This is a genomic window from Vibrio pomeroyi, assembly GCF_024347595.1.
Lineage (GTDB): Bacteria > Pseudomonadota > Gammaproteobacteria > Enterobacterales > Vibrionaceae > Vibrio > Vibrio pomeroyi.
On the sequence record NZ_AP025506.1, the window covers coordinates 3,528,334 to 3,552,534 of the forward strand.

At 46.2% G+C, this 24,201-nt stretch carries 17 protein-coding genes and 3 rRNA genes; 7 read left to right on the plus strand and 13 right to left on the minus strand.

Features of this window, described 5'->3' with window-relative positions; translation table 11 throughout:
* Positions 1 to 312 precede the first annotated feature (312 nt).
* The 9 genes from rrf to trxA all read right to left on the minus strand — a co-directional run bounded on the left by rrf (position 313) and on the right by trxA (position 11,710).
* Positions 313 to 428 (minus strand): 5S ribosomal RNA (rrf, locus tag OCV12_RS15695).
* Positions 429 to 521: 93 nt separating this feature from the next.
* Positions 522 to 3,413: ribosomal RNA gene (locus OCV12_RS15700) — 23S ribosomal RNA — on the minus strand.
* 365 nt (positions 3,414 to 3,778) lie between these two features.
* A 16S ribosomal RNA gene (locus OCV12_RS15705) occupies positions 3,779 to 5,333 on the minus strand.
* The 16S, 23S and 5S rRNA genes sit together here, the layout of an rRNA operon.
* A 544-nt stretch (positions 5,334 to 5,877) precedes the next feature.
* A complete protein-coding gene (gene fre / locus OCV12_RS15710; protein ID WP_261885012.1) occupies positions 5,878 to 6,591 on the minus strand; it encodes an NAD(P)H-flavin reductase in 714 nt (237 codons plus the stop codon).
* A gap of 20 nt (positions 6,592 to 6,611) precedes the next feature.
* Positions 6,612 to 6,881 (minus strand): 2Fe-2S iron-sulfur cluster-binding protein, encoded by a 270-nt coding sequence (locus OCV12_RS15715; RefSeq protein ID WP_060468860.1) that lies wholly within the window; start codon positions 6,879 to 6,881, stop codon positions 6,612 to 6,614.
* The gene (gene ubiD / locus OCV12_RS15720; RefSeq protein WP_261885013.1) at positions 6,878 to 8,719 is read right to left on the minus strand and encodes a 4-hydroxy-3-polyprenylbenzoate decarboxylase; all 1,842 of its coding nucleotides are present in this window, start codon (positions 8,717 to 8,719) and stop codon (positions 6,878 to 6,880) included. The genes OCV12_RS15715 and ubiD overlap by 4 nt, the downstream gene beginning before the upstream one ends.
* 98 nt (positions 8,720 to 8,817) lie before the next feature.
* Positions 8,818 to 9,813, minus strand: a complete 996-nt coding sequence (locus tag OCV12_RS15725; RefSeq protein WP_261885014.1) for a hypothetical protein — start codon at positions 9,811 to 9,813, stop codon at positions 8,818 to 8,820.
* A gap of 110 nt (positions 9,814 to 9,923) precedes the next feature.
* Positions 9,924 to 11,183: a transcription termination factor Rho gene (gene rho / locus OCV12_RS15730; protein ID WP_017631298.1), complete on the minus strand. Its 1,260-nt coding sequence runs from the start codon at positions 11,181 to 11,183 to the stop codon at positions 9,924 to 9,926.
* Positions 11,184 to 11,383: 200 nt separating this feature from the next.
* Positions 11,384 to 11,710 carry a thioredoxin TrxA gene (trxA, locus tag OCV12_RS15735; RefSeq protein WP_010440700.1) on the minus strand — a complete coding sequence of 109 codons (327 nt, stop codon included), beginning with the start codon at positions 11,708 to 11,710 and terminating at the stop codon, positions 11,384 to 11,386.
* Between the two features lie 111 nt (positions 11,711 to 11,821).
* Between trxA and rhlB the strand changes: the two genes are divergently transcribed.
* From rhlB to OCV12_RS15750, 3 genes are all read left to right on the plus strand, one after another.
* Positions 11,822 to 13,132 carry an ATP-dependent RNA helicase RhlB gene (gene rhlB, locus OCV12_RS15740; RefSeq protein ID WP_017631297.1) on the plus strand — a complete coding sequence of 437 codons (1,311 nt, stop codon included), beginning with the start codon at positions 11,822 to 11,824 and terminating at the stop codon, positions 13,130 to 13,132.
* A 6-nt stretch (positions 13,133 to 13,138) separates the two neighbouring features.
* Positions 13,139 to 14,632: a guanosine-5'-triphosphate,3'-diphosphate diphosphatase gene (gene gppA, locus OCV12_RS15745; protein ID WP_261885015.1), complete on the plus strand. Its 1,494-nt coding sequence runs from the start codon at positions 13,139 to 13,141 to the stop codon at positions 14,630 to 14,632.
* A 247-nt stretch (positions 14,633 to 14,879) separates the two neighbouring features.
* The gene (locus OCV12_RS15750) at positions 14,880 to 16,358 is read left to right on the plus strand and encodes a winged helix-turn-helix domain-containing protein (protein WP_261885016.1); all 1,479 of its coding nucleotides are present in this window, start codon (positions 14,880 to 14,882) and stop codon (positions 16,356 to 16,358) included.
* A 39-nt stretch (positions 16,359 to 16,397) separates the two neighbouring features.
* Here OCV12_RS15750 and OCV12_RS15755 read toward each other — a convergent pair whose 3' ends face one another.
* Positions 16,398 to 17,183 carry a TerC family protein gene (locus OCV12_RS15755; protein WP_261885017.1) on the minus strand — a complete coding sequence of 262 codons (786 nt, stop codon included), beginning with the start codon at positions 17,181 to 17,183 and terminating at the stop codon, positions 16,398 to 16,400.
* Between the two features lie 479 nt (positions 17,184 to 17,662).
* On the opposite strand from OCV12_RS15755, the gene OCV12_RS15760 reads away from it, so the two are divergent.
* The gene (locus tag OCV12_RS15760; RefSeq protein ID WP_261885018.1) at positions 17,663 to 18,268 is read left to right on the plus strand and encodes a mechanosensitive ion channel family protein; all 606 of its coding nucleotides are present in this window, start codon (positions 17,663 to 17,665) and stop codon (positions 18,266 to 18,268) included.
* Between the two features lie 108 nt (positions 18,269 to 18,376).
* On the opposite strand, the gene OCV12_RS15765 is transcribed toward OCV12_RS15760, so the two are convergent.
* The 3 genes from OCV12_RS15765 to recQ all read right to left on the minus strand — a co-directional run bounded on the left by OCV12_RS15765 (position 18,377) and on the right by recQ (position 21,475).
* Positions 18,377 to 19,048, minus strand: a complete 672-nt coding sequence (locus tag OCV12_RS15765) for a 7-cyano-7-deazaguanine/7-aminomethyl-7-deazaguanine transporter (protein ID WP_017631682.1) — start codon at positions 19,046 to 19,048, stop codon at positions 18,377 to 18,379.
* 211 nt (positions 19,049 to 19,259) lie between these two features.
* Positions 19,260 to 19,571 carry a DUF3630 family protein gene (locus OCV12_RS15770; RefSeq protein ID WP_261885019.1) on the minus strand — a complete coding sequence of 104 codons (312 nt, stop codon included), beginning with the start codon at positions 19,569 to 19,571 and terminating at the stop codon, positions 19,260 to 19,262.
* Positions 19,572 to 19,636: 65 nt separating this feature from the next.
* On the minus strand, positions 19,637 to 21,475 hold the full coding sequence (recQ, locus tag OCV12_RS15775) for an ATP-dependent DNA helicase RecQ (protein WP_261885020.1): 1,839 nt from the start codon (positions 21,473 to 21,475) through the stop codon (positions 19,637 to 19,639).
* Between the two features lie 179 nt (positions 21,476 to 21,654).
* Here recQ and rarD point away from each other — a divergent pair, with 179 nt between their 5' ends.
* The 3 genes from rarD to OCV12_RS15790 all read left to right on the plus strand — a co-directional run bounded on the left by rarD (position 21,655) and on the right by OCV12_RS15790 (position 24,196).
* Complete coding sequence (gene rarD, locus OCV12_RS15780) at positions 21,655 to 22,563, plus strand: EamA family transporter RarD (protein WP_261885021.1); 909 nt, start codon at positions 21,655 to 21,657, stop codon at positions 22,561 to 22,563.
* An 86-nt stretch (positions 22,564 to 22,649) separates the two neighbouring features.
* Positions 22,650 to 23,444 (plus strand): helix-turn-helix transcriptional regulator, encoded by a 795-nt coding sequence (locus OCV12_RS15785; RefSeq protein ID WP_239831106.1) that lies wholly within the window; start codon positions 22,650 to 22,652, stop codon positions 23,442 to 23,444.
* A gap of 89 nt (positions 23,445 to 23,533) precedes the next feature.
* Positions 23,534 to 24,196, plus strand: a complete 663-nt coding sequence (locus tag OCV12_RS15790) for a LysE family translocator (RefSeq protein ID WP_132970069.1) — start codon at positions 23,534 to 23,536, stop codon at positions 24,194 to 24,196.
* Positions 24,197 to 24,201: the final 5 nt, after the last annotated feature.

The window sequence follows — 24,201 nt, forward strand, 5'->3', positions numbered from 1 at the left end:
CATTCCAACAGAATGATAATGAATTGACTGTGCCAAATAACCGAAGTTATTTGTATTGGTCACTCAGTTCATTGAAATCATTTTGATTCCGAAGAATCTGTTTTATCTAACGATAAAACGTTTTGATATTCATCAACGAGTGCCCACACAGATTGATAGGTTTAAATTGTTAAAGAGCTTTGCTTTCAGTGCCTTAGCACTTAAGCAGGACGCGTATAATACGCTTTCTACTTTGAAAGTCAACATAAAATACTAAGAAAACTTAGAACTCTATGGTGACTTGTCTACTTTGTAGACAAAGTCGAAATTAAAGCCTGGCGATGTCCTACTCTCACATGGGGAAGCCCCACACTACCATCGGCGCTATTGTGTTTCACTTCTGAGTTCGGCATGGAATCAGGTGGGTCCACAATGCTATGGTCGCCAAGCAAATTTTAAAATTCGGAAAACTGTATTTAAAAGTAACTCTTCAAACTCATTCAAGGTCTGTCTTTGAGTCCACAAAACCCCTTGGGTGTTGTATGGTTAAGCCTCACGGGCAATTAGTACAGGTTAGCTCAATGCCTCGCAGCACTTACACACCCTGCCTATCAACGTTCTAGTCTTGAACAACCCTTAAGGACGCTTATAGCGTCAGGGAAAACTCATCTCAGGGCTCGCTTCCCGCTTAGATGCTTTCAGCGGTTATCGATTCCGAACTTAGCTACCGGGCAATGCCATTGGCATGACAACCCGAACACCAGAGGTTCGTCCACTCCGGTCCTCTCGTACTAGGAGCAGCCCCCTTCAATTTTCCAACGCCCACGGCAGATAGGGACCGAACTGTCTCACGACGTTCTAAACCCAGCTCGCGTACCACTTTAAATGGCGAACAGCCATACCCTTGGGACCGACTTCAGCCCCAGGATGTGATGAGCCGACATCGAGGTGCCAAACACCGCCGTCGATATGAACTCTTGGGCGGTATCAGCCTGTTATCCCCGGAGTACCTTTTATCCGTTGAGCGATGGCCCTTCCATTCAGAACCACCGGATCACTATGACCTGCTTTCGCACCTGCTCGAATTGTCATTCTCGCAGTCAAGCGGGCTTATGCCATTGCACTAACCACACGATGTCCAACCGTGTTTAGCCCACCTTCGTGCTCCTCCGTTACTCTTTGGGAGGAGACCGCCCCAGTCAAACTACCCACCAGGCACTGTCCGTAATCCCGATTCAGGGACCAACGTTAGAACATCAAAACTACAAGGGTGGTATTTCAAGGACGACTCCACCACATCTAGCGACGCGGTTTCAAAGTCTCCCACCTATCCTACACATGTAGGTTCAATGTTCAGTGCCAAGCTGTAGTAAAGGTTCACGGGGTCTTTCCGTCTAGCCGCGGGTACACTGCATCTTCACAGCGATTTCAATTTCACTGAGTCTCGGGTGGAGACAGCGTGGCCATCATTACGCCATTCGTGCAGGTCGGAACTTACCCGACAAGGAATTTCGCTACCTTAGGACCGTTATAGTTACGGCCGCCGTTTACCGGGGCTTCGATCAAGAGCTTCGACCGAAGTCTAACCCCATCAATTAACCTTCCGGCACCGGGCAGGCGTCACACCGTATACGTCATCTTACGATTTTGCACAGTGCTGTGTTTTTAATAAACAGTTGCAGCCACCTGGTATCTGCGACTCTCGTCTGCTCCATCCGCAAGGGACTTCACTGATAAGAGCGTACCTTCTCCCGAAGTTACGGTACCATTTTGCCTAGTTCCTTCACCCGAGTTCTCTCAAGCGCCTTGGTATTCTCTACCCGACCACCTGTGTCGGTTTGGGGTACGATTCCTTACAATCTGAAGCTTAGAGGCTTTTCCTGGAAGCATGGCATCAATGACTTCACTACCGTAGTAGCTCGACATCGTATCTCAGCGTTAAGAAAGTCCGGATTTACCTAAACTTTCCGCCTACGTACTTGAACCTGGACAACCGTCGCCAGGCCCACCTAGCCTTCTCCGTCCCCCCATCGCAATTGTAAGAAGTACGGGAATATTAACCCGTTTCCCATCGACTACGCCTTTCGGCCTCGCCTTAGGAGTCGACTTACCCTGCCCCGATTAACGTTGGACAGGAACCCTTGGTCTTCCGGCGAGGGAGTTTTTCACTCCCTTTATCGTTACTCATGTCAGCATTCGCACTTCTGATACCTCCAGCAGCCCTTACAGACCACCTTCAACGGCTTACAGAACGCTCCCCTACCCCACATACCCTAAGGTACGTAGCCGCAGCTTCGGTGTATAGCTTAGCCCCGTTACATCTTCCGCGCAGGCCGACTCGACCAGTGAGCTATTACGCTTTCTTTAAATGATGGCTGCTTCTAAGCCAACATCCTGGCTGTCTGAGCCTTCCCACATCGTTTCCCACTTAGCTATACTTTGGGACCTTAGCTGGCGGTCTGGGTTGTTTCCCTCTCCACGACGGACGTTAGCACCCGCCGTGTGTCTCCCGGATAGTACTTACTGGTATTCGGAGTTTGCAAAGGGTTGGTAAGTCGGGATGACCCCCTAGCCTTAACAGTGCTCTACCCCCAGTAGTATTCGTCCGAGGCGCTACCTAAATAGCTTTCGGGGAGAACCAGCTATCTCCAGGTTTGATTGGCCTTTCACCCCTAGCCACAAGTCATCCGCTAATTTTTCAACATTAGTCGGTTCGGTCCTCCAGTTGATGTTACTCAACCTTCAACCTGCCCATGGCTAGATCACCTGGTTTCGGGTCTAATCCTAGCAACTGTACGCCCAGTTAAGACTCGGTTTCCCTACGGCTCCCCTAAACGGTTAACCTTGCTACTAAAATTAAGTCGCTGACCCATTATACAAAAGGTACGCAGTCACACCACGAAGGTGCTCCTACTGCTTGTACGTACACGGTTTCAGGTTCTATTTCACTCCCCTCACAGGGGTTCTTTTCGCCTTTCCCTCACGGTACTGGTTCACTATCGGTCAGTCAGTAGTATTTAGCCTTGGAGGATGGTCCCCCCATATTCAGACAGGATATCACGTGTCCCGCCCTACTCGTTTTCACTGATGATGAGATGTCGATTACGGGGCTATCACCCTTTATTGCGGCACTTTCCAGAGCCTTCATCTGTCTCATTAAAAGCTTAAGGGCTAATCCAATTTCGCTCGCCGCTACTTTCGGAATCTCGGTTGATTTCTCTTCCTCGGGGTACTTAGATGTTTCAGTTCCCCCGGTTTGCCTCCTGTTGCTATGTATTCACAACAGGATACTTACTTATGTAAGTGGGTTTCCCCATTCAGGAATCCCAGACTTAAAGGTTATTACTACCTAATCTGGGCTTATCGCAAGTTATTACGCCTTTCATCGCCTCTGACTGCCAAGGCATCCACCGTGTACGCTTAGTCACTTAACCATACAACCCGAAAGGGTCTTGTGTATGGCAACTAACCAAGGTTTTTGGTTGTCATTAAGAAGGGTTAATTCTCAATGACTGTTTGCCGGACTCAATGTGATTCAAACAAGTTTGAATCGAATACAAGACACTTGAATGTGTTTGTTGTGTTTATACCGTTCTTATTAAATAAGAGCAGATAAACATTGAGAACTTTTAAATTTGATTGAATTACTCGTAAGTAATCAATCAGTCAGCTTTCCAAATTGTTAAAGAGCATAAAGCAAAAAGCTTTAATCAATAACTTGCGTTATTAATTAAAGCTCTGGCTTTAACTAAATCTAAACCATCAATCTGTGTGGACACTTATCGTGAATATCTTCGTATAAGGAGGTGATCCAGCCCCAGGTTCCCCTAGGGCTACCTTGTTACGACTTCACCCCAGTCATGAACCACAAAGTGGTGAGCGTCCTCCCCGAAAGGTTAAACTACCCACTTCTTTTGCAGCCCACTCCCATGGTGTGACGGGCGGTGTGTACAAGGCCCGGGAACGTATTCACCGTAGCATTCTGATCTACGATTACTAGCGATTCCGACTTCATGGAGTCGAGTTGCAGACTCCAATCCGGACTACGACGCACTTTTTGGGATTCGCTTACCATCGCTGGCTTGCTGCCCTCTGTATGCGCCATTGTAGCACGTGTGTAGCCCTACTCGTAAGGGCCATGATGACTTGACGTCGTCCCCACCTTCCTCCGGTTTATCACCGGCAGTCTCCCTGGAGTTCCCGACATTACTCGCTGGCAAACAAGGATAAGGGTTGCGCTCGTTGCGGGACTTAACCCAACATTTCACAACACGAGCTGACGACAGCCATGCAGCACCTGTCTCAGAGCTCCCGAAGGCACACCTGCGTCTCCGCTGGCTTCTCTGGATGTCAAGAGTAGGTAAGGTTCTTCGCGTTGCATCGAATTAAACCACATGCTCCACCGCTTGTGCGGGCCCCCGTCAATTCATTTGAGTTTTAATCTTGCGACCGTACTCCCCAGGCGGTCTACTTAACGCGTTAGCTCCGAAAGCCACGGCTCAAGGCCACAACCTCCAAGTAGACATCGTTTACGGCGTGGACTACCAGGGTATCTAATCCTGTTTGCTCCCCACGCTTTCGCATCTGAGTGTCAGTATCTGTCCAGGGGGCCGCCTTCGCCACTGGTATTCCTTCAGATCTCTACGCATTTCACCGCTACACCTGAAATTCTACCCCCCTCTACAGTACTCTAGTTCACCAGTTTCAAATGCAGTTCCGAGGTTGAGCCCCGGGCTTTCACATCTGACTTAATGAACCACCTGCATGCGCTTTACGCCCAGTAATTCCGATTAACGCTCGCACCCTCCGTATTACCGCGGCTGCTGGCACGGAGTTAGCCGGTGCTTCTTCTGTTGCTAACGTCAAGAGATAGCGCTATTAACGCTACCCCCTTCCTCACAACTGAAAGTACTTTACAACCCGAAGGCCTTCTTCATACACGCGGCATGGCTGCATCAGGCTTTCGCCCATTGTGCAATATTCCCCACTGCTGCCTCCCGTAGGAGTCTGGACCGTGTCTCAGTTCCAGTGTGGCTGATCATCCTCTCAGACCAGCTAGGGATCGTCGCCTTGGTGAGCCATTACCTCACCAACTAGCTAATCCCACCTAGGCATATCTTGACGCGAGAGGCCCGAAGGTCCCCCTCTTTGGCCCGTAGGCATTATGCGGTATTAGCCATCGTTTCCAATGGTTATCCCCCACATCAAGGCAATTTCCTAGGCATTACTCACCCGTCCGCCGCTCGACGCCCATTAACGCACCCGAAGGATTGTTAGTGTCGTTTCCGCTCGACTTGCATGTGTTAGGCCTGCCGCCAGCGTTCAATCTGAGCCATGATCAAACTCTTCAATTTAAGATTTTGTGACTCAACGAATACTGACTTCAAAACTACTGTGTAATTTTAAAGCTATTACCATTCCAACAGAATGGTAATGAATTGACTGTGCCAAATAACCGAAGTTATTCGTATTGGTCACTCAGTTCATTGAAATCAATTTGATTCCGAAGAATCTGTTTTATCTAACGATAAAACGTTTTGATATTCATCAACGAGTGCCCACACAGATTGATAGGTTTAAATTGTTAAAGAGCTTTACTTCTTGAGCGTTCCTTTTAAGTAAGGAGCCTCTCGAAGTGGACGGCCATTCTAGCGAATTAACATTCAGTGTCAAACACTTTTTGAAAATTAATTTTATGTCGCTTTCCGTCTTACTGATTCTTGCTGAAGCCTTGTGGCGTCTGCCGTCTCAGTGGGTCGCATTATAGGGAACCCTCTCAGGTTAGCAACTACTTTTTCATAAAAAATGAATAAATAGAGGTTAACTGCCTAATAGTTCACCTAAACGTAAAAAAGAGAGCATTTCTGCTCTCTTTTTACTCAAAATCTAAGAGTATTATTAGATAAAGGCGTAAGCATCAGCGTACATATGGTCACGCTTTGCTTCTTTATTCTGAGTAAATAGGTCTCTTGCAGCACCTGCCATTTCAAAACGACCTGCAATATAGATATCGAAATCAGCCAGTGATTCGAAACTTTGCGTAATTGCTTCAAGTACATTACCCGTTTGACCGTGCCATACTTCAGGCGCTTCTTCTACTACTGGTACAAAGTGCACATTGCTGTGCTTTTCTGCGATGCCTACTAGTTCTTCTTTTGCATATAGCTGGCACTCATCTTTTGCGCCCCAGTATAAGTGAATCTCTTTTTTGCTGTTTTGCGCGATACAGTGATCTAGGATTGAACGCACGTAGCTAAAACCAGTACCACCAGCAATCAATAATAGAGAGCGTTCGCTTTCTTCTTTAACCCACGCATCACCGTGTGGTGCATCAATAGCAATATCGCCATCTTCAGCTTGTGCTTTCTTCATCGCCTCAACAACTTCTAATGCGTAAGCATTGTGCTCTGCTGCACCAATGTGTAACTCAAGCTCACCTTCATGGCGGCATGGGCTGCTTGCAATAGAAAATGGACGTTTATCTTTCTCGCCCATTTCAACCATCAGGTACTGACCCGCTTTAAAAGCGACAGGTGTTTCTGGGTGAAGTAGGATTTGGTAAGTGTTACAAGCCAAAGGCTCGATAGACTTCACTTTACATTTAATAGTCATGTTCTTCCTCTTACTAACCCTTAATCGGCAAAGGTTAGAACTAAATTACTTTCTGCAAATGCTTGGCAAGCGAAAATCCAGCCCTGTTCCTGCTCTTTCTCTGTGAGCATGGGTTCAAGATGGTAACTCACTTGCCCTTCTAATTTTTTGCACATACACATCGCGCATGCGCCAACTTGGCAACGGTTTGGGAAATAGATATCGCTGTTGAGCGCAGCATCCAAGACCGTTTGCCCTTTTTCTACTGTGAAACTGATGTTTTCTGGATATAAGACTACTTGGTAGCTCATGAAATTCCTAGTTGTTCCCAGATGCTATCAATCTTTTTAACGACATCAGGATCTTTTGTAATAGGAACGCCCCACTCGCGAAGACATTCGCCTTCCCATTTATTGGTCGCATCTAGTCCCATTTTGGAGTGTCCAGTTTCGTTCTGTAGGAACAATGTATCTCTGGCCGGATCCATTCTGGTGGTTACCGCCCAAATGATGTCATTCCAGTCACTCACGTTGACATCACCATCACACACGATAACAAACTTGTTCTCATCAAATTGAGACCAAACCGCTTCCATTATTTTCTTACCATTACCTGCAGCTTGCTTATCAATAGACACGACAACCATGCTGGCGTTGTCGTTTTGTAGATGAATATCAATAATTTCAGGGTGAGCCTTAGTTAACTCAGCCAGGTTACCTTCAATATGTTCACTACTTACAGGCGCAGATTCAACGTCTGGCGATAGTGCTAACTCCGCATCCCACTTCTTGGTGATGTCTAAACCCATCTTAGAGCCCAGTCCAACCACTGGTGATGCAAAATCTAACGAATCGATAGGTGTGTTCTCAATCATCAAGCTATCACGAGACGGATCCATGTGTTCACACATCGCAGCCGTTACTTGAGACCAATCACGTGCGTTCACATCCTCATCGCACACCAATACAAATTTGGTGTACATGAATTGACGCAAGAAAGACCATACACCCATCATCACACGCTTAGCGTGACCTGGGTATTGCTTCTTCATTGTCACAACGGCCATTCGGTACGAACAGCCCTCAGGTGGCAGGTAGAAGTCTTCTATCTCTGGGAACTGCTTTTGAAGGATAGGAACAAACACTTCATTTAACGCAACACCCAGTACCGCAGGCTCATCTGGCGGGCGGCCAGTGTATGTGCTGTGATAGATAGGGTTCTCGCGCATGGTTACATGAGTAATCGTAAATACGTGGTGCTTTTCTTTCTCGTTGTAGTAACCCGTGTGGTCTCCGTATGGGCCTTCGTCCGCGAACTCATTCGGGTCGATGTAGCCTTCCATTACGATTTCCGCACTTGCTGGTACTTCTAGGTCATTACTGATTGATTTAACGACCTCAGTTTTACTACCGCGCAGCAATCCTGCAAATGCGTATTCCGATAAGGTATCTGGTACAGGTGTCACCGCGCCAAGAATGGTGGCAGGGTCTGCGCCAAACGCAACAGATACTGGGAATGGTTTGCCAGGATTGGTTTCCATCCAGTCGCGCAGATCAAGTGCTCCACCGCGATGGGCTAACCAACGCATGATGATTTTATTCTTACCGATCTTTTGCTGACGATAGATGCCTAAGTTTTGGCGTTTCTTGTTTGGGCCACGAGTAACCGTTAAGCCCCATGTTAGCAATGGTGCGACATCGTCTGCCCAACAGCTCATCACGGGGATTCTATCTAGGTCGACGTCATCACCTTGCCACACCACTTGTTGGCAAGCCGCTTTACGAAGGCGTTTAGCTGGCATGTTTAATACTTGCTTAAACACTGGCAGTTTATCGATAGCGTCTTTAAAACCTTTTGGTGGCTCAGGCTCTTTTAGATAAGCAAGCAGCTTACCCACTTCACGTAGCTCTTTTACATCCTGACGCCCCATACCAATAGCAACACGATTAGGTGTACCAAATAGGTTGGTCAAAACAGGCATGTCATAGCCTACTGGGTTTTCAAACAATAGAGCCGGGCCACCAGCACGTAGAGTACGGTCGCTAATCTCGGTCATTTCATAGTCTGGGTCGACTGGGTGAGAGATGCGTTTCAACTGACCAATACTTTCAAGATGGTCGATAAAATCGCGTAAATCTTTAAAACTCATAGGACTTCTACATGCTGATTATTCTGCGCTCAGTATATCAAAAAGGGTGACACTGAGATCCCCCTTTTTAATGTGGTTATTGAGAGCCGAAATCCACTTTACGGTAATGCTTGCTCGATCAAAGAACTCTTCACCTGAGGGTTATCATTCACGAGGTCTTGCAACCATCGTGTATGACCTTGTTTTGCTAATTCACGGGCAACCAAAGAGGCTTCATCGGCAATCGCCATTCTAGAGACTAAGAACTGCTTTACCTCTTCCGAGAGTGGATTCACTTTGGTGAGCAAGGTAATCGCTTCATCTTTCAAGCGTGGATTTTTAGTTGCAGCCATAACCTGCTCAAGTGCGAATGCTTGTTTAGTTTCAGCAAGGCGAACCAATTCGGCTTGGCTGTGATAATCCGCCTTCATACGCCATAGGATCTTGTAGACCTCAGGGTCTTCACTCACCTGTGCTAATCGAACCACCACCTCGGAAGACGGTAGCCAACTTACAATCGACGACGTGGTCAGTTGTTTGGTTAGGTAATCAACCGCTTCAGGCGACAAACTGTCTAGCTCTCGGATCAATAGCGCTTCTCGAGTCTGGACTTGGTGTTCAGAGCCAGATAACCACTCTTTCAGGTTGAGATCTTGTTTCTCCGCATCGAGAACAAACACCAAGGTTTTTTGGTCTTGGCGCCACTGCTTAATGAGTCGGTTAGCAATCGAAGGGTAATTAAAAGCAGGGACCGTAAACTCGTAACCATCGCCACGCTCTAATACTTGATAAGTTGGCGTGATAGCAAGTTGCTGCTCAATGAAGATAGACATCTTGGGCGTGAGTACGATTTTTTGCTGTTCGAGCTTCTTCAAGAGTTGGTAACGAGCCACCTCTTGTTGGGGAAATGTCAGGCGCTCAAGTGCAAAGCGTAGCGAATTCACTTCGTCACGCACGACAAACTCGAGCAATTCAGCAGTTTTCAGTTTTACTTGATCATTCTCAAGCCAAGACTCTACTGTAGTTGGAGACATCTCGGTGGCATAGCTAATGCCGACCGGTGAAAATAACAGTGAAGTAGACAGGAGTAATGATGACAACAGTCCATGTTGCATTTTAACTTCCTTGTAACACTTTTGGTCATTCTGCAAGCTGTCGCTACAAAATGCAAATAAAAAGCGCCACCCGAGGGCAGCGCTTTTTAATAACTATCAGCTAATCAATATTACTGACGACGCATTGCGTCAAAGAACTCATCGTTCGTTTTCGTCATTGCTAGCTTGTCGATAAGGAATTCCATTGCGTCGATTTCGCCCATTGGGTGAACAATCTTACGCAGGATCCACATCTTCTGTAGTTCATCGTTCTTCGTAAGAAGCTCTTCACGACGAGTACCAGAGCGGTTGAAATCAATCGCAGGGAATACGCGTTTTTCAGCAATCTTACGGTTAAGGTGCAGTTCCATGTTACCTGTACCTTTGAATTCTTCGTAGATAACTTCATCCATCTTAGAACCAGTATCAACCAGTGCTGTTGCGATGATAGTTAAGCTACCGCCTTCTTCTACGTTACGTGCTGCACCGAAGAAACGCTTAGGACGGTGAAGTGCGTTAGCGTCTACACCACCAGTAAGAACTTTACCTGATGAAGGAATCACAGTGTTGTAAGCACGAGCTAGACGAGTAATAGAATCCAGAAGGATAACAACGTCTTTCTTGTGTTCCACAAGGCGTTTCGCTTTCTCGATAACCATTTCTGCTACTTGTACGTGGCGAGATGCTGGCTCATCGAATGTTGAAGCAACTACTTCACCTTTAACTAGGCGCTGCATTTCTGTTACTTCTTCTGGACGCTCATCGATCAGAAGAACCATCAGTTCACATTCAGGGTGATTGTGAGCGATGCTCTGAGCGATGTTCTGTAGAAGCATTGTTTTACCCGCTTTTGGCGGAGCAACAATCAGACCACGCTGACCTTTACCAATTGGAGACGCAAGGTCAAGAATACGAGCCGTAATATCTTCAGTCGCACCGTTACCACGTTCCATTACCATACGTTCGTTGGCGTGAAGAGGAGTAAGGTTTTCGAAAAGAATCTTGTTACGAGCGTTGTCTGGCTTATCGTAGTTAACAGTGTTTACTTTTAGCAGTGCAAAGTAACGTTCACCGTCTTTAGGTGGACGAATCTTACCGCCAATTGAATCACCAGTACGTAAGTTAAAACGACGAATTTGGCTTGGAGATACGTAGATATCATCAGGGCCAGCCAGGTATGAACTGTCGGCGCTACGTAGGAAACCAAAACCGTCTTGAAGAATTTCTAGAACACCATCACCAAAGATGTCTTCACCACTTTTTGCATGTGCTTTAAGGATGGAGAAGATAATGTCTTGTTTTCTTAGGCGAGCTTGATTCTCAAGACCTAAGCTTTCGCTAAGTTTAACAAGCTCAGACACAGGTCTGTTCTTCAGTTCAGTAAGATTCATAGTGGTGGAAGTTTGTTTAGTCAAAATAGGATCTGTTTTCTTAAGTTAAGAAGGAGTTGGTCACAGGATCGACCAAGAAGAGAAATTCGTTCAATTAACGTGCGATAAATTAGCACTAAAACTAAGACTAGTCCATAGCTTAGAAAAAACAAAACCGCGCATTTGTTAACTGCACGGTTTCTTTTCAAATGCTGACCTGATTAAAGGTTAGCGTCTAAGAACTCTTTAAGTTGAGTTTTAGATAATGCACCAACTTTAGTCGCTGCTACGCCGCCATCTTTGAAAAGAAGTAGCGTTGGAATGCCGCGAATACCAAACTTTGGTGGTGTTCCAGCATTTTGGTCGATATTAAGTTTACCGATAGTGAGCTTGCCTTCGTACTCGTCTGCGATTTCATCAAGAATCGGAGCAATCATCTTACAAGGACCACACCATTCAGCCCAAAAATCAACAAGAACCGGGCCTGCAGCATTGATTACATCGTTATCAAAACCGTCATCAGTTAGCTGCAAAATCTTATCACTCATCTTCCACTCCAATGTATTTTTTAGAACTGGTTGGATGATAACCAGTAAATAGATGCCCTATTGGAATGTATTTACTTTCGTATTGCAAGCTTAAGCTGATATTCTATAGCAATGAAAAAGACGCATATCACAGAGCAAAAGTTCGCCGACTTGGATTTACTTCCGCAAGTCATTGAAGGATTGGAGAAAAAAGGGTTCGATTATTGTACCCCGATCCAAGCCTTGGCGCTCCCGGTACTGCTCACCGGCCAAGACATTGCAGGCCAGGCCCAAACGGGTACTGGTAAAACGCTTGCGTTTCTTACTGCTACTTTCAACCACCTGCTAAAAACACCTGAGCATGAAGGGCGTAAGCCTAACCAGCCACGTGCGATTATTATGGCACCAACGCGTGAACTCGCGATTCAGATCTACAACGATGCTGATTCTCTAGTTGCGAGCACAGGTATCAAAGCAGCATTAGCTTACGGTGGCGAAAGCTACGACAAGCAGCTAGGTAAAATCGAAGAAGGCGCAGATATCTTAATTGGTACTACTGGCCGTATCATCGACTTCTACAAGCAGAAGGTATTTAACCTTAACCACATTCAAGCTGTTGTTCTTGACGAAGCTGATCGCATGTTCGATCTTGGTTTCATCAAAGACATCCGCTTCTTGTTCCGCCGTATGCCTGAGCCAAAAGATCGCCTGAACATGCTGTTCTCTGCGACGCTTTCTTACCGCGTACAAGAGCTAGCGTTCGAACACATGCACAATCCAGAGCATGTTGTTGTTGAGCCAGAGCGTAAAACAGGTCACCGCATCAAAGAAGAGCTGTTCTACCCTTCAAACGAACACAAAATGGCACTACTGCAGACGCTAGTTGAAGAAGAATGGCCAGAGCGCGCTATCATCTTCGCGAACACTAAGCACAAGTGTGAGTCTGTTTGGGGTCACCTAGCAGCAGATGGTCACCGTGTTGGCCTGCTAACTGGCGATGTTCCTCAGAAGAAACGTGAAAAGATTCTTGAGCAATTCACTAAAGGTGATGTTGACCTACTTGTGGCAACCGACGTTGCGGCACGTGGCCTACACATTCCTCAAGTAACACACGTATTCAACTTCGACTTACCAGACGATTGTGAAGATTACGTTCACCGTATCGGCCGTACAGGTCGTGCTGGCGCAAGTGGTCACTCGATCAGCTTTGCTTGTGAAGATTACGCAATCAACTTGCCGCCTATCGAAGAATACATTGAGCACGCTATCCCTGTGTCTGACTACGACTCTTCTGCACTACTAGAAGATCTACCAGCACCATTGCGCTTACGCACACGTAACCCGCAACAGCGTCGTTCAAACAACAATGGCCCACGCAACGGTAACCGTAAACCAAACCAGAACCGTCGCCCACGCCAACCGCGTCATAACAAGGAAGCTTAGTCGCTTATGAGTCAAACAGTGTCACCACCGCTTTACGCTGCAATCGACCTCGGGTCGAACAGTTTTCATATGCTCGTTGTGCGTCATATCGATGGCAGCGTACAAACCATGGCTAAAATTAAGCGCAAAGTGCGTTTAGCTGCAGGCTTAGATGAAAATAATGCGCTTAGTACTGAAGCCATGCAGCGCGGTTGGGACTGTTTGAGTCTCTTTGCAGAGCGACTGCAAGATATTCCGAAAGAAAATATCCGCATTGTAGGTACAGCGACCCTACGTACTGCTATCAATGTGGATATCTTTCTAGAGAAAGCGAACCAAATCCTTGGTTACGACATCAATGTTATCTCTGGTGAAGAAGAAGCTGCGACTATCTATAAAGGCGTGGCACACACTTCGGGTGGCAGTGGCCGCCGACTGGTAGTAGATATTGGTGGCGCAAGCACCGAGATGATCATCGGTGAAGGCTTCTCAGCAAAAGCACTAACCAGCTTAAAAATGGGCTGTGTGACTTGGCTTGAACGCCACTTTAAAGATCGCCAATTAACCGCAACCAACTTTAACAACGCCATTGAAGCGGCAAAGTCGACGTTGGCTCCTATTCTAGATAGCTACACCGATATCGGATGGGATGTGTGTGTTGGTGCCAGCGGTACCGTTCAAGCACTGCAAGAAATCATGTTAGCGCAAGGCATGGATGAGGTTATTACTCATGCCAAACTTAAGCGCCTACAAAAACAAGCGATGATCACTGAGCGCTTGGAAGAGCTAGAAATCGAAGGGCTGACCCTTGAGCGCGCATTAGTGTTCCCAAGTGGTCTTTCTATTCTTATTGCGATTTTTGAGCTGCTTGAAATCGATTCAATGACACTCGCAGGCGGCGCACTCCGTGAAGGCCTAGCCTACGAGATGGTTGATGAGCTACGCCAAGACGATATCCGAGCACGTACCATCAAGAGCGTACAATCACGCTACCAGATGGACGTAAGCTACGGTGAACAAGTGGCTGTCGTGGCACAAACTCTGTTGGATCAAGCCGGCGGAGAAGCTTGGGTGTCAGAACCTCAAGCCAGCGTTCTATTACAAACCGCAGCCAAACTTCACGAAATTGGTTTAACCATCGATTTCAAAAAAGGCGGCGAGCACAGCGCTTACCTACTACAGAACTTAGATCTGCCAGGTTTTACCCGAGCACAGAAATACTACTTGGGTGAATTAACACGTCGTTACCGCGAGCAGTTAACCTCATTGCCAGAGCAACATGCTATCTCAGGTACCAGCAGTAAACGTATTTTACGTATTCTGCGTTTGGCTATTTTGCTAACCCACCGCCGTAACCCAGCGCTAGAACCTGAGTTCAAGCTAACGACAGATGGCAACAACCTGACCTTAACGCTTTCTAAGCAATGGCTAGCAAACAACCCGCTGACCGCTGCAGAGCTAGAGATCGAGTCGAACAGACAAACCGACATCGGCTGGCCTCTTGTTATTGCAGAGCAATAGCACATAGATAAAGCCACTCGTTGCTAAGTTAAAGTCGTCAAAGTAATACCAAAAAGCTCTCTGCATTGAGAGCTTTTTTAGGTCTATCGAAAACCACAATCCGCTGTATCTTTCGCATCAAACCCTCAGTCCATCACACACATCTGATAATCCACTAGATAATTACAACAAATTCATTACATTATGTAATAGAGTTAATATTGTAGATCGGAATTACAAGGGCTCTGTTTGGATGCAGGAGAAAGGGATGTTGGAGAAAAATTCGTGTTTTAGTGTGGATGAGTGGCTGTTCATACCCAATGAAGGACAGATTCTCTTTGCCAACAAAACAGTGACCATTGATAAGCGCTTAACCAAGCTCTTGGAATTCCTGTGCCTTAACCCTGGGCAGACCCACACTCGTGACGAGCTCATCGACCACGTGTGGAGCGGTATGATCCTCACAGACCAAGTGGTAACCCAAGCCGTCTTTGAGCTGCGTAAAGTCCTCAAGCAAAACTCAGAACAACACAGCAGCTACATCATTACTGTACCCAAGCGTGGTTATAAGTTCGAAGCCGATGTTATCCAAAGCAAGATCGAAACTGAACAAACGACAGAGCCAGAGCCTGTAGCGACAGAAAACACCACGCAGCCTTCACCATCGACGGCTACAGCACATCCCGAAGAACAAACGAAAGACACGAAACCCAGTAAAAGAAACCTGATGATTGGTTTGTTGCTTGGTGCGATTGTCGTTTTAGAGTCCGGCTATATCCTCTACTCAGCTACCAGCAGTACTAACAACAAAGAGGCAGCACCAACAACACAGCTCAGACATTATGAGTTTCGTTATGTAGTGCTCGATATCAGTGATGATGTCAGAGCCGATCCTGTTCTCTACGGCACCGTCACCAAGTTTATTGAATACGTGAGTGCCTACAGTGGCATTCGTATCGTACACAGTGAGCCATTACAGAAAATTGCTGCTATCAAGCTCACCTTTGGTACCAGTCCAAGTCGAGACGGTAAACACACGCGACTCACGATGCGTTATCACAACAACATCTCTGATCGATCGCACCTCAACCGTCGTTACCCAACAGAACTACCAGAACTTCATCACACGCTTTATCGCATGGTCGATGACGTCTTAGATTCTCTGTACATCAAAGTACCCAAAGAAGAGCTCACAGAGAGTATTAGCCAGCTACCTACAGAAGACGAAGCGCTCAAGTACACACTCAGCGGGTTAGGTGTTTTGTATAACCGTGCAGAACTGCCAATGGTGATGGATTACTTTGAAAAAGCGCAGGAACTAGACCCTAGTAATGATTTTGTGTTCGTGGCGAACTACATCGGCAAGATAATGAATACCTTTTACGCCTCATCAGGCAGTAAAAAGCAGGCCATTGCCCAGCTCAACCAAGATGCGAAGCCAAGGCTAGAGCGATTATTGGCTGAAGGGAAGTTGGCACGCGCCTATGATGCCAACGCCATCATCGCCCTTTCTGAGGATGACCCAGAAAAAGCGATGAAGATCTTATTGTCGATGCCACCACAAAACCAATCGATACTGACCTATTTGTTGCTCGCTAAGGCTGAAGAGTCTCGTGGCAATGCCAGTGCTGCGAAAGAGCTCTATATCAAAGCGACGCAAGGCAACTCTTCGCTTAAAGCAATACAACTCGCCTCACCTCTCTTCTTCGACAGTAATCTCGAACCTCTGCTTAAAGAGTTAGAGTGACAACCTGGCAAGGCTAGCCTCACGCCCCAGCAACGTTCATCATTGGAGCATATCACCAGATAGTGCGTTGCTGTTTTTCAATTGGCTGTCTGGATCTTGTTCATATTCATGTTCAAAAGACTGTTTGTCTTTCGTTAACTGCCTATCTAACAGGATATGGCAAATTTCGAGTGTCAGTCCAAACGCTAATGCAACGTACAAATAGCTTTTGTCCACATGTAACCCATACCCTTCTACAACCAGTAATCCACCGAGCAAAATCAGGAATAACAGCGCTAACAGCTTCAAGCCTGGGTAAGCCGTAATGGTTATCTGAATCTTCTCTGCCACCGCCAACATGATGATCGCAGAGATAACGATGGCTGCAATAATGATTTCGACATTGTGTACCAGTGCAACCGCAGTGATCACTGAGTCAAACGAGAACACCGCATCAATTGCGATAATCTGCAGCACGATCATGGTGACACTATTCTCAAGCGCGCTTTTCTCCTTCTTCTCTTTTACTAGCAACCAGCCCAACAGCTCCTTAAAGCTCTTAACTAAAAGGAAGGCTCCACCAACAATTAAGATTAAGTCCTTGCCCGATAATCCTCGGTCAAACACCGTGACAAAGGGTTCAGTAAGCGACATTAGCCAAGTGACAGAAAACACCAAGCCAATACGGGTTAGCACGGCTAATCCAATACCAAGATTACGAATGCGACTTCTGAGCCTGACAGGCAGTTTCTCGACCAAGATGGAGATAAAGATAATGTTGTCGACACCGAGAATAACTTCGAGCAGCAAGAGCATGCTAAATGACGCGATATAATCAACGTACATAACGGCCTCTTCTTCGGGTTATTTTCAACCAAGCCAAAGAAGCTAAAGGTTCAACCATTAGCCAGAGCATCATTAATTGAACAATAAATAGAGTCATCATAGTTATGACGGCTCCACGTTATTGCGCGCACCTAAAATGCCGTCTAAATAGCCCTGTTTTCTTAGCTTCATAAAGCAGAAGACAGCCAATTTTAAAGTAATCAGTATCATCAGAAATCTAACTCAGTAGTGAATGGCCGGCCATTCTACGAACTGGTCAAATAGCTTCATCATCAAAGCGTTACCTATAGATAAAGACGATATAACAAGAATATAAAGCTATTTATATCAGCAAGTTAAAATCATTAACTGGCAGATAAGATACTACTTAGGTAATCAGAGACTGGAGAAATAGGCAGGAGAATAAAACGATAATGGTTTAATGATGTATTGAAAGTAGCACGCCATAATAATGCAGCCTCAACAATTCAGAGGTCACTATGCAAAGCTACATCGAAACCATTTTTATAACGCTTAAAGAGTACGATTTGCTGCTCGCTATGCTGTTCATCTTCATCTACTGGCTACTTAAACGCTCGACAGAGAAAGCCATCATCACCCTCGCGCAAAAGAAAACCGTCGACGCTACACGCACCGCTTTTATTAACCGCTGTTTTAGTATCATCTACTTCGGTTTCTTGTTCGCGACGTATTTGATTGTCAGTGGCATCGGTTACGGAAATTTTTCGATTTTTATCTCTTCGGTGTTCACCGTTATAGGCGTAGGTTTTATTGCTCAGTGGTCAATTTTAAGCAACATCACCGCCAGCTTTCTTATCTTCTTTGTGTTTCCTTACCGCATTGGGGATTCAATCATCGTCGCGGATGGAGACGGCATTGAAGGCAAGATATTAGACATAAAGATGTTCCATACCCTTATTCGACATCCAGAAGGAAACATCATTACTTACCCAAACTCTCTTCTACTGCAGAAAAGCGTGACCAAGGTGACCGGTAAGAATTTAAAATATGCGGCATCGACGCCCAAGAGAGCGATAAAAGACAAAGGTATGGATATCGAGAGTGTGATTGAAGCTAAGGTGTGAAATACAAGCGAGAAGGCGTGAAGTGCAAGTAAGAAAGCAGAAGATGAAAGAGCCTTGAAACGCGGTTATCCCTAACAGTAAGGGAATAACCGCGCATTTCGATAGCAACTAAGCGTTAACGCCTGTCGCTTTAAAGTCTGGGTTGACCGCAGTCAGCTTCTTAACAATGTAGTTCAGAAGCACGCCGTACATAGGAACGAACAAGCCTAAGCTGATGATAAGTTTGAAGCCGTAGTCGACTAAAGCAATCTCAGTCCAGTGCTCAGCCATAAATGGATCTGGGCTTTGGTAGAAAGCAATCGCAAAGAAAGCGATGGTATCAATGGCATTACCGAATAACGTTGAACACGTAGGGGCAACCCACCACTGTTTAAGCTGACGTAAACGGTTGAAAACATGCACATCCAAAATCTGACCGAGCAAGTAAGCCATGAAGCTTGCCGCTGCGATACGTGCTACAAACAGGTTGAACTCACCTAATTGGCTAAAACCTTGGAATGAGCCTTCGAAGAACACCACTGACAAAAAGTAAGAAACAGCCAGTGCAGGTAACATCACCAAGAAAATGATTTTACGAGCAAGCTGCGCACCAAAAATGCGTACAGTCAGATCGGTCGCTAGGAAGATAAACGGGAAAGTGAAAGCACCCCAAGTGGTGTGCATACCGAAAACGGTAAAAGGTAGCTGAACCAGATAGTTGCTTGACGCAATAATGACCAAATGGAACAAAACTAATAGTGCTAGGGCTTTGCGCTGTTGCGCAGGGGTAAAGTTACTCATGCTGTACCTTTTTAGTTTGGTTTGGGGGTGAGGGAACCCAAATCGAGTCATTTCTTCTAATAAACCAAGAAAGCTCTTACCAATAATGTGAATTAAAAATGTATCTATAATTTGCTCTATTGAGCGGCGGGCGATTATACATTAATCAATATTGGCTGCAATGGTGAGAACAGACGCAAACGTTTATTCTCACTTTTATTGGTGAATGGCGTTAGAAACCGCGCTTGAAAAGCGTTGCGAGATAATCAAACTCTTCTCGGCTCTCTTCCGCGTTCAACGACTCAAACCAGATTGATTCGCTGTAATGTTCAGACTTTAAAAACATCTTACAATCTTCAAAATCGATCAACCAAGAGTGCATGTCAGCGTCCCATTGCTTTTCAACTACAGAAGCGGACAACAATGCCACCAGCTTTTCACCTAACACTTCGTAAGAATCAAAATCAAAACTTGGAGACGTAATCAATAAACGCCCTTCCTCAGCCAAATACTCTCTTAAGCCAAATTCTGTTTGTGTTGTCATGTCCCTATAAACCTTATTCTTTTTCTATGATCTAACCGTTTTTAGAAGCTAAACGATTCTGCAAACTAGCCGTGTGTCGTGATGTGTTCTTGAATCAAATCTAAGAATGGGTCCGCGTACTTATCGAGTTTACGCTGACCAACACCGTTTACTGCCAGCATCTCACCGTATGAGGTAGGCAGCACTTCAGCCATATCAATCAGAGTAGCGTCACTGAATACTACATAAGGTGGCAAACCATCTTCATCTGCAATCGACTTACGCAGCTTACGCAGTTTGGCAAACAGCTTCTTATCGTAGTTCTTGCTGCTGAGTTTATCGGACTTAGCATTACGCACCGCCGTATCCAAACGAGGCACAGCCAATTCTAAAGACATCTCACCACGCAGTAGCGGACGTGCTTCTTCTGTTAGCTGTAATGTCGAGTTACGGGTGATGTTCTGGAACAGCAAACCTTTGTGAATCAGCTGACGGAAGATACTGATCCAGTAATCATGACTGTGGTCGCGACCAATGCCGTAAGTTGAGAGCTTGTCGTGACCATTATCGCGCACACGGATGTTCTGCATGCCACGCATCACTTCCACCACATAACCCATACCAAACGACTGATTCACACGGTACACACAAGACAACGCCTTCTGCGCCTCTTGGGTTGCATCAAAGTGTTTTGGTGGGTCGAGGCAGATATCGCAGTTGCCACATTGCTTCTCACGATATTCGCCAAAGTAGTTGAGCAGAACCTGACGACGACAAGTTTGCGCTTCAGCAAAGGCACTCATCGCATTCAGTTTGTGCATCTCCACTTGTTTTTGTGGGCCCTCTTCTTTCTCATCCAGCATACGACGCAGCCAACCCATATCAGCCGGGTCAAACAGCATCATAGCTTCAGCAGGCAAGCCATCACGACCAGCACGGCCAGTCTCTTGATAGTAAGACTCAATGTTACGTGGAATATCAAAGTGCACCACAAAGCGAACGTTGGGTTTGTTGATACCCATACCAAACGCCACGGTCGCGACCACGATCTGGATATCATCACGTTGGAAGGCTTCTTGAACATAAGCGCGCTCATCAGTGTCCATACCTGCGTGATAACCCGCAGCACGAATACCATTGTTACAAAGCTTCTCAGTCACCATCTCTACTTTCTTACGGCTACCACAATAGATGATGCCACAATTACCCTTCTGTGTTTCTAAGTAGCGAACCACCTGTGAAACGGGCTTATGCTTCTCAACGAGATTGTAGCGAATGTTAGGACGGTCAAAGCTGCCCAAGTAGGTATGCGGTTCCACTAGCTGCAGGCGCGAGATAATGTCCTTGCGCGTTGCATCGTCGGCGGTTGCCGTCAGCGCCATATAAGGCACGTGCGGGAAATATTGTTTAAGTTGACCTAATGATGCGTATTCCGGACGGAAGTCATGCCCCCATTGAGAGATACAGTGAGCTTCATCCACCGCAATCATCGAAAGCGGTAAACCTTGAAGACGTTCGATAAAATCGCGCATCAACACACGCTCTGGCGACACGTAAACCATCTTTAACTGGCCTGAGTTCATGCGATTAAACACACTCATCAGCTGGTCACGTGGCATTGAAGAGTTGATACACTCAGCCGCAACACCGTTCGCCTTCAATTGATCGACCTGGTCTTTCATCAGCGAGATCAGCGGTGAGATAACCAGAGTGAGCCCTTCACGAACCAAAGCAGGAATCTGGTAACACAGTGACTTACCACCACCGGTTGGCATTATCACCAAGCTGTCTCTGCCTTCAACGGCCAGATCAATGACCTCTTGCTGACCATCGCGAAAGCTTTGATAGCCAAACACATCTTGGAGGATGTTTTGCGCATCATTCGCGGGAGTCGGTATTTGCTCAGCAATCAGAGTGGCGGTCATTATGGTTCCTAATCGAGGTATGAAATCAGCAAGCATCATTCGCAAGCAAGTCGCACATTGTAGAGGGGAACGCTGGCGAATTAAACCGCAAATTGTTAGGTGAAAAGGGTTAACGCTCCTATACTGACCAACTCTCTTATAAATCTTATTAATAAGCACTCAGTGCTAGAGAAAGATGCATGACACAAGAAGAACAACAACGTACGCGCCAAGGAATTTTGCTTGCAGTTGGTGCCTACACGATGTGGGGTATCGCCCCTATATATTTCAAATCTTTAAGTGAAGTTTCCCCATTTGAGATTCTCAGCCACCGTGTAGTATGGTCTTTTTTCCTACTCGCTTTTTTACTACACGTAAGCCGCAGTTGGCGTAAAGTGCGCGACACCCTCACCTCAAAGCCAAAAATGCTCTATTTGGTGGCGACCTCTATCTTGGTGGGGGCTAACTGGCTGATCTTTATCTGGGCGGTAAACTCCAATCACATGCTCGATGCCAGTTTAGGGTATTACATCAACCCACTGATTAACGTGTTGCTCGGGATGTTCTTCCTTGGTGAACGTTTACGTAAGCTTCAATGGTTTGCAGTCGCCCTTGCGGCAATTGGCGTGATCATTCAATTGATCGCGTTTGGCTCAGTGCCAGTCGTTGCCATTGCCCTAGCCTTCAGCTTTGGTTTCTATGGCCTACTGCGTAAGAAGGTCAGCTTAGAAGCGCAGACTGGCTTATTCATTGAAACATTAGTGATGCTACCTATCGCCGCAACATACTTGTTGTTTATTGCAGACAGCCCAACCTCAGATTTTTCGATGAACCCGATGCAACTCAATCTATTACTGATTGCAGCAGGTGTTATCACCACGGTTCCGCTGCTTTGTTTTACTGGCGCAGCAACCCGCCTGAAGCTATCGACACTCGGCTTCTTCCAGTACATCGGTCCTAGCCTGATGTTCTTGTTGGCGGTTCTTATCTATGGTGAAGCCTTTACCAGTGACAAAGCGGTCACCTTCGCCTTCATCTGGGGCGCTCTGGTTATCTTTAGCTTTGATGGTCTGCGCCACAGCAAAAAGAACAAGCGCGCGAAACAGTAGCACTGATCGTTTTTTACAAGACAATCTATAAATACAGAGATAAGCTTGGTTGAATTGATGATAATTTAACCAAGCTTTTTTATGCCATGGATAAAGTCCACTACTACTCGACACCTAGCCAAGATATCAGCCTGATCCAAGCCCAATACCAAGAGTTTGCCTTTCAACGCCACTATCATTTGGACTTTCACATCGGCCTAATCACTCAGGGTCAGCAAAAGTTTGTCTATAAAGGGACGAGCTACCACGCTGGCGCAGGACAAGTGGTGATGATGCCACCTGATGAACTGCACGATGGCCATTCAAAGCTAGAATCTGGCTACCAAGTGAGTGTGTTTGCTGTCTCGCCGCAATGGTTGGGCGATCTTGCCGATCACAGAGAAAATGGTCACGCTTTAAGCTTTTCTGAGTTGATCCTCTCCGATCAAGCGACTTTTTTACAATTGTGCAACCTTCATGGGCTGCTTATCAATCCAAACATCAGTCAACTCGCTCAAGATTGCCTACCGTTCGAAGGTTTTTCGACAATAGTTGATCGTTACGCGCAGTTTGGATCGAAAACTCAGGTGCAACTTGGTACTCAGTCGGTTAACACGCTCAAAGACTATTTGATGGCAAACCTCGACCAACCGGTACGCCTAGAGCAACTGTCTGAACTGTGCGATCTCACCACCACACAATTTCAACGCCACTTTAAGAACAAAATGGGCATTACCCCTTATGCTTGGCTAAGCCGTTTACGTATGGAGCAAGGCATGCGACTGATTAAGTCAGGTGTGGGCGGCACCGAGGTCGCTCATCAAGTCGGTTTTTACGATCAAGCCCATTTCTCAAAGGCATTTAAGACCGCATTTGGTGTTTCTCCGTCGAAAATTAACTAAGTGTTGATAATTTACAATTGAGAGATTCGAAATCACGGTAAGCTGCGCTCAACAACTCTCAACAGAACAGCCCAGTTATTGGAACAGATATGAATGAAGTCACCATATTAGTCACCCTCGCCTCTATCCACTTTATTGCCTTGATGAGCCCAGGCCCTGACTTTGCCCTTGTGGTACAAAACGCAACACGCCACGGACGACAAACTGGCTTATACATTGCTCTGGGATTATCTTGCGGGATCTTGCTGCATTCATTATTGAGCCTGACGGGCATCAGTTATCTGGTTCATCAGCACCCAACTCTTTTCGCCACCATACAGTTAGCTGGCGGTAGCTACTTATTATATCTCGGTTTTGGTGCGCTAAAGGCAACTTGGCAGATCATTACTCATCACGAAGATGAGACCAATCCTGTCGATTCAAAGGATCTGATTCTCACCAATAAACGTCAGGCCTTTTCGAAAGGGTTTGCGACTAACATTTTGAACCCAAAGGCCTTAGTTTTTTTCATCAGTTTGATGTCGAGCTTAGTTCCTGCAGACATGTCGCTGTCGGGCAAAGGCCTTGCTTTGATCATCTTATTCGGCCTTTCGCTCTTCTGGTTCTCGCTATTGGCGTGGATGCTTTCGACTAAAACTCTACAAAAGAAACTTAGTGAAGCAACGGTCTACATTGATGGCTTGTGTGGCGTGCTATTCAGCCTGATTGGCCTAAGTATTCTTTGGCAGTCGCTGTCTGGTTTAATCGCTTAAATTCG

Bases quoted from the DNA above. Each gene is read 5' to 3' on its own strand.
- OCV12_RS15765 (WP_017631682.1), bottom strand. From the start codon at position 19,048: ATGAGTAACTTTACCCCTGCGCAACAGCGCAAAGCCCTAGCACTATTA.
- OCV12_RS15750 (WP_261885016.1), top strand. From the start codon at position 14,880: ATGTTGGAGAAAAATTCGTGTTTTAGTGTGGATGAGTGGCTGTTCATA.
- fre (WP_261885012.1), bottom strand. From the start codon at position 6,591: ATGACTATTAAATGTAAAGTGAAGTCTATCGAGCCTTTGGCTTGTAAC.
- gppA (WP_261885015.1), top strand. From the start codon at position 13,139: ATGAGTCAAACAGTGTCACCACCGCTTTACGCTGCAATCGACCTCGGG.
- OCV12_RS15725 (WP_261885014.1), bottom strand. From the start codon at position 9,813: ATGCAACATGGACTGTTGTCATCATTACTCCTGTCTACTTCACTGTTA.
- recQ (WP_261885020.1), bottom strand. From the start codon at position 21,475: ATGACCGCCACTCTGATTGCTGAGCAAATACCGACTCCCGCGAATGAT.
- OCV12_RS15790 (WP_132970069.1), top strand. From the start codon at position 23,534: ATGAATGAAGTCACCATATTAGTCACCCTCGCCTCTATCCACTTTATT.
- OCV12_RS15760 (WP_261885018.1), top strand. From the start codon at position 17,663: ATGCAAAGCTACATCGAAACCATTTTTATAACGCTTAAAGAGTACGAT.
- OCV12_RS15770 (WP_261885019.1), bottom strand. From the start codon at position 19,571: ATGACAACACAAACAGAATTTGGCTTAAGAGAGTATTTGGCTGAGGAA.
- OCV12_RS15715 (WP_060468860.1), bottom strand. From the start codon at position 6,881: ATGAGCTACCAAGTAGTCTTATATCCAGAAAACATCAGTTTCACAGTA.
- ubiD (WP_261885013.1), bottom strand. From the start codon at position 8,719: ATGAGTTTTAAAGATTTACGCGATTTTATCGACCATCTTGAAAGTATT.
- trxA (WP_010440700.1), bottom strand. From the start codon at position 11,710: ATGAGTGATAAGATTTTGCAGCTAACTGATGACGGTTTTGATAACGAT.
- rhlB (WP_017631297.1), top strand. From the start codon at position 11,822: ATGAAAAAGACGCATATCACAGAGCAAAAGTTCGCCGACTTGGATTTA.
- OCV12_RS15785 (WP_239831106.1), top strand. From the start codon at position 22,650: ATGGATAAAGTCCACTACTACTCGACACCTAGCCAAGATATCAGCCTG.
- OCV12_RS15755 (WP_261885017.1), bottom strand. From the start codon at position 17,183: ATGTACGTTGATTATATCGCGTCATTTAGCATGCTCTTGCTGCTCGAA.
- rho (WP_017631298.1), bottom strand. From the start codon at position 11,183: ATGAATCTTACTGAACTGAAGAACAGACCTGTGTCTGAGCTTGTTAAA.
- rarD (WP_261885021.1), top strand. From the start codon at position 21,655: ATGACACAAGAAGAACAACAACGTACGCGCCAAGGAATTTTGCTTGCA.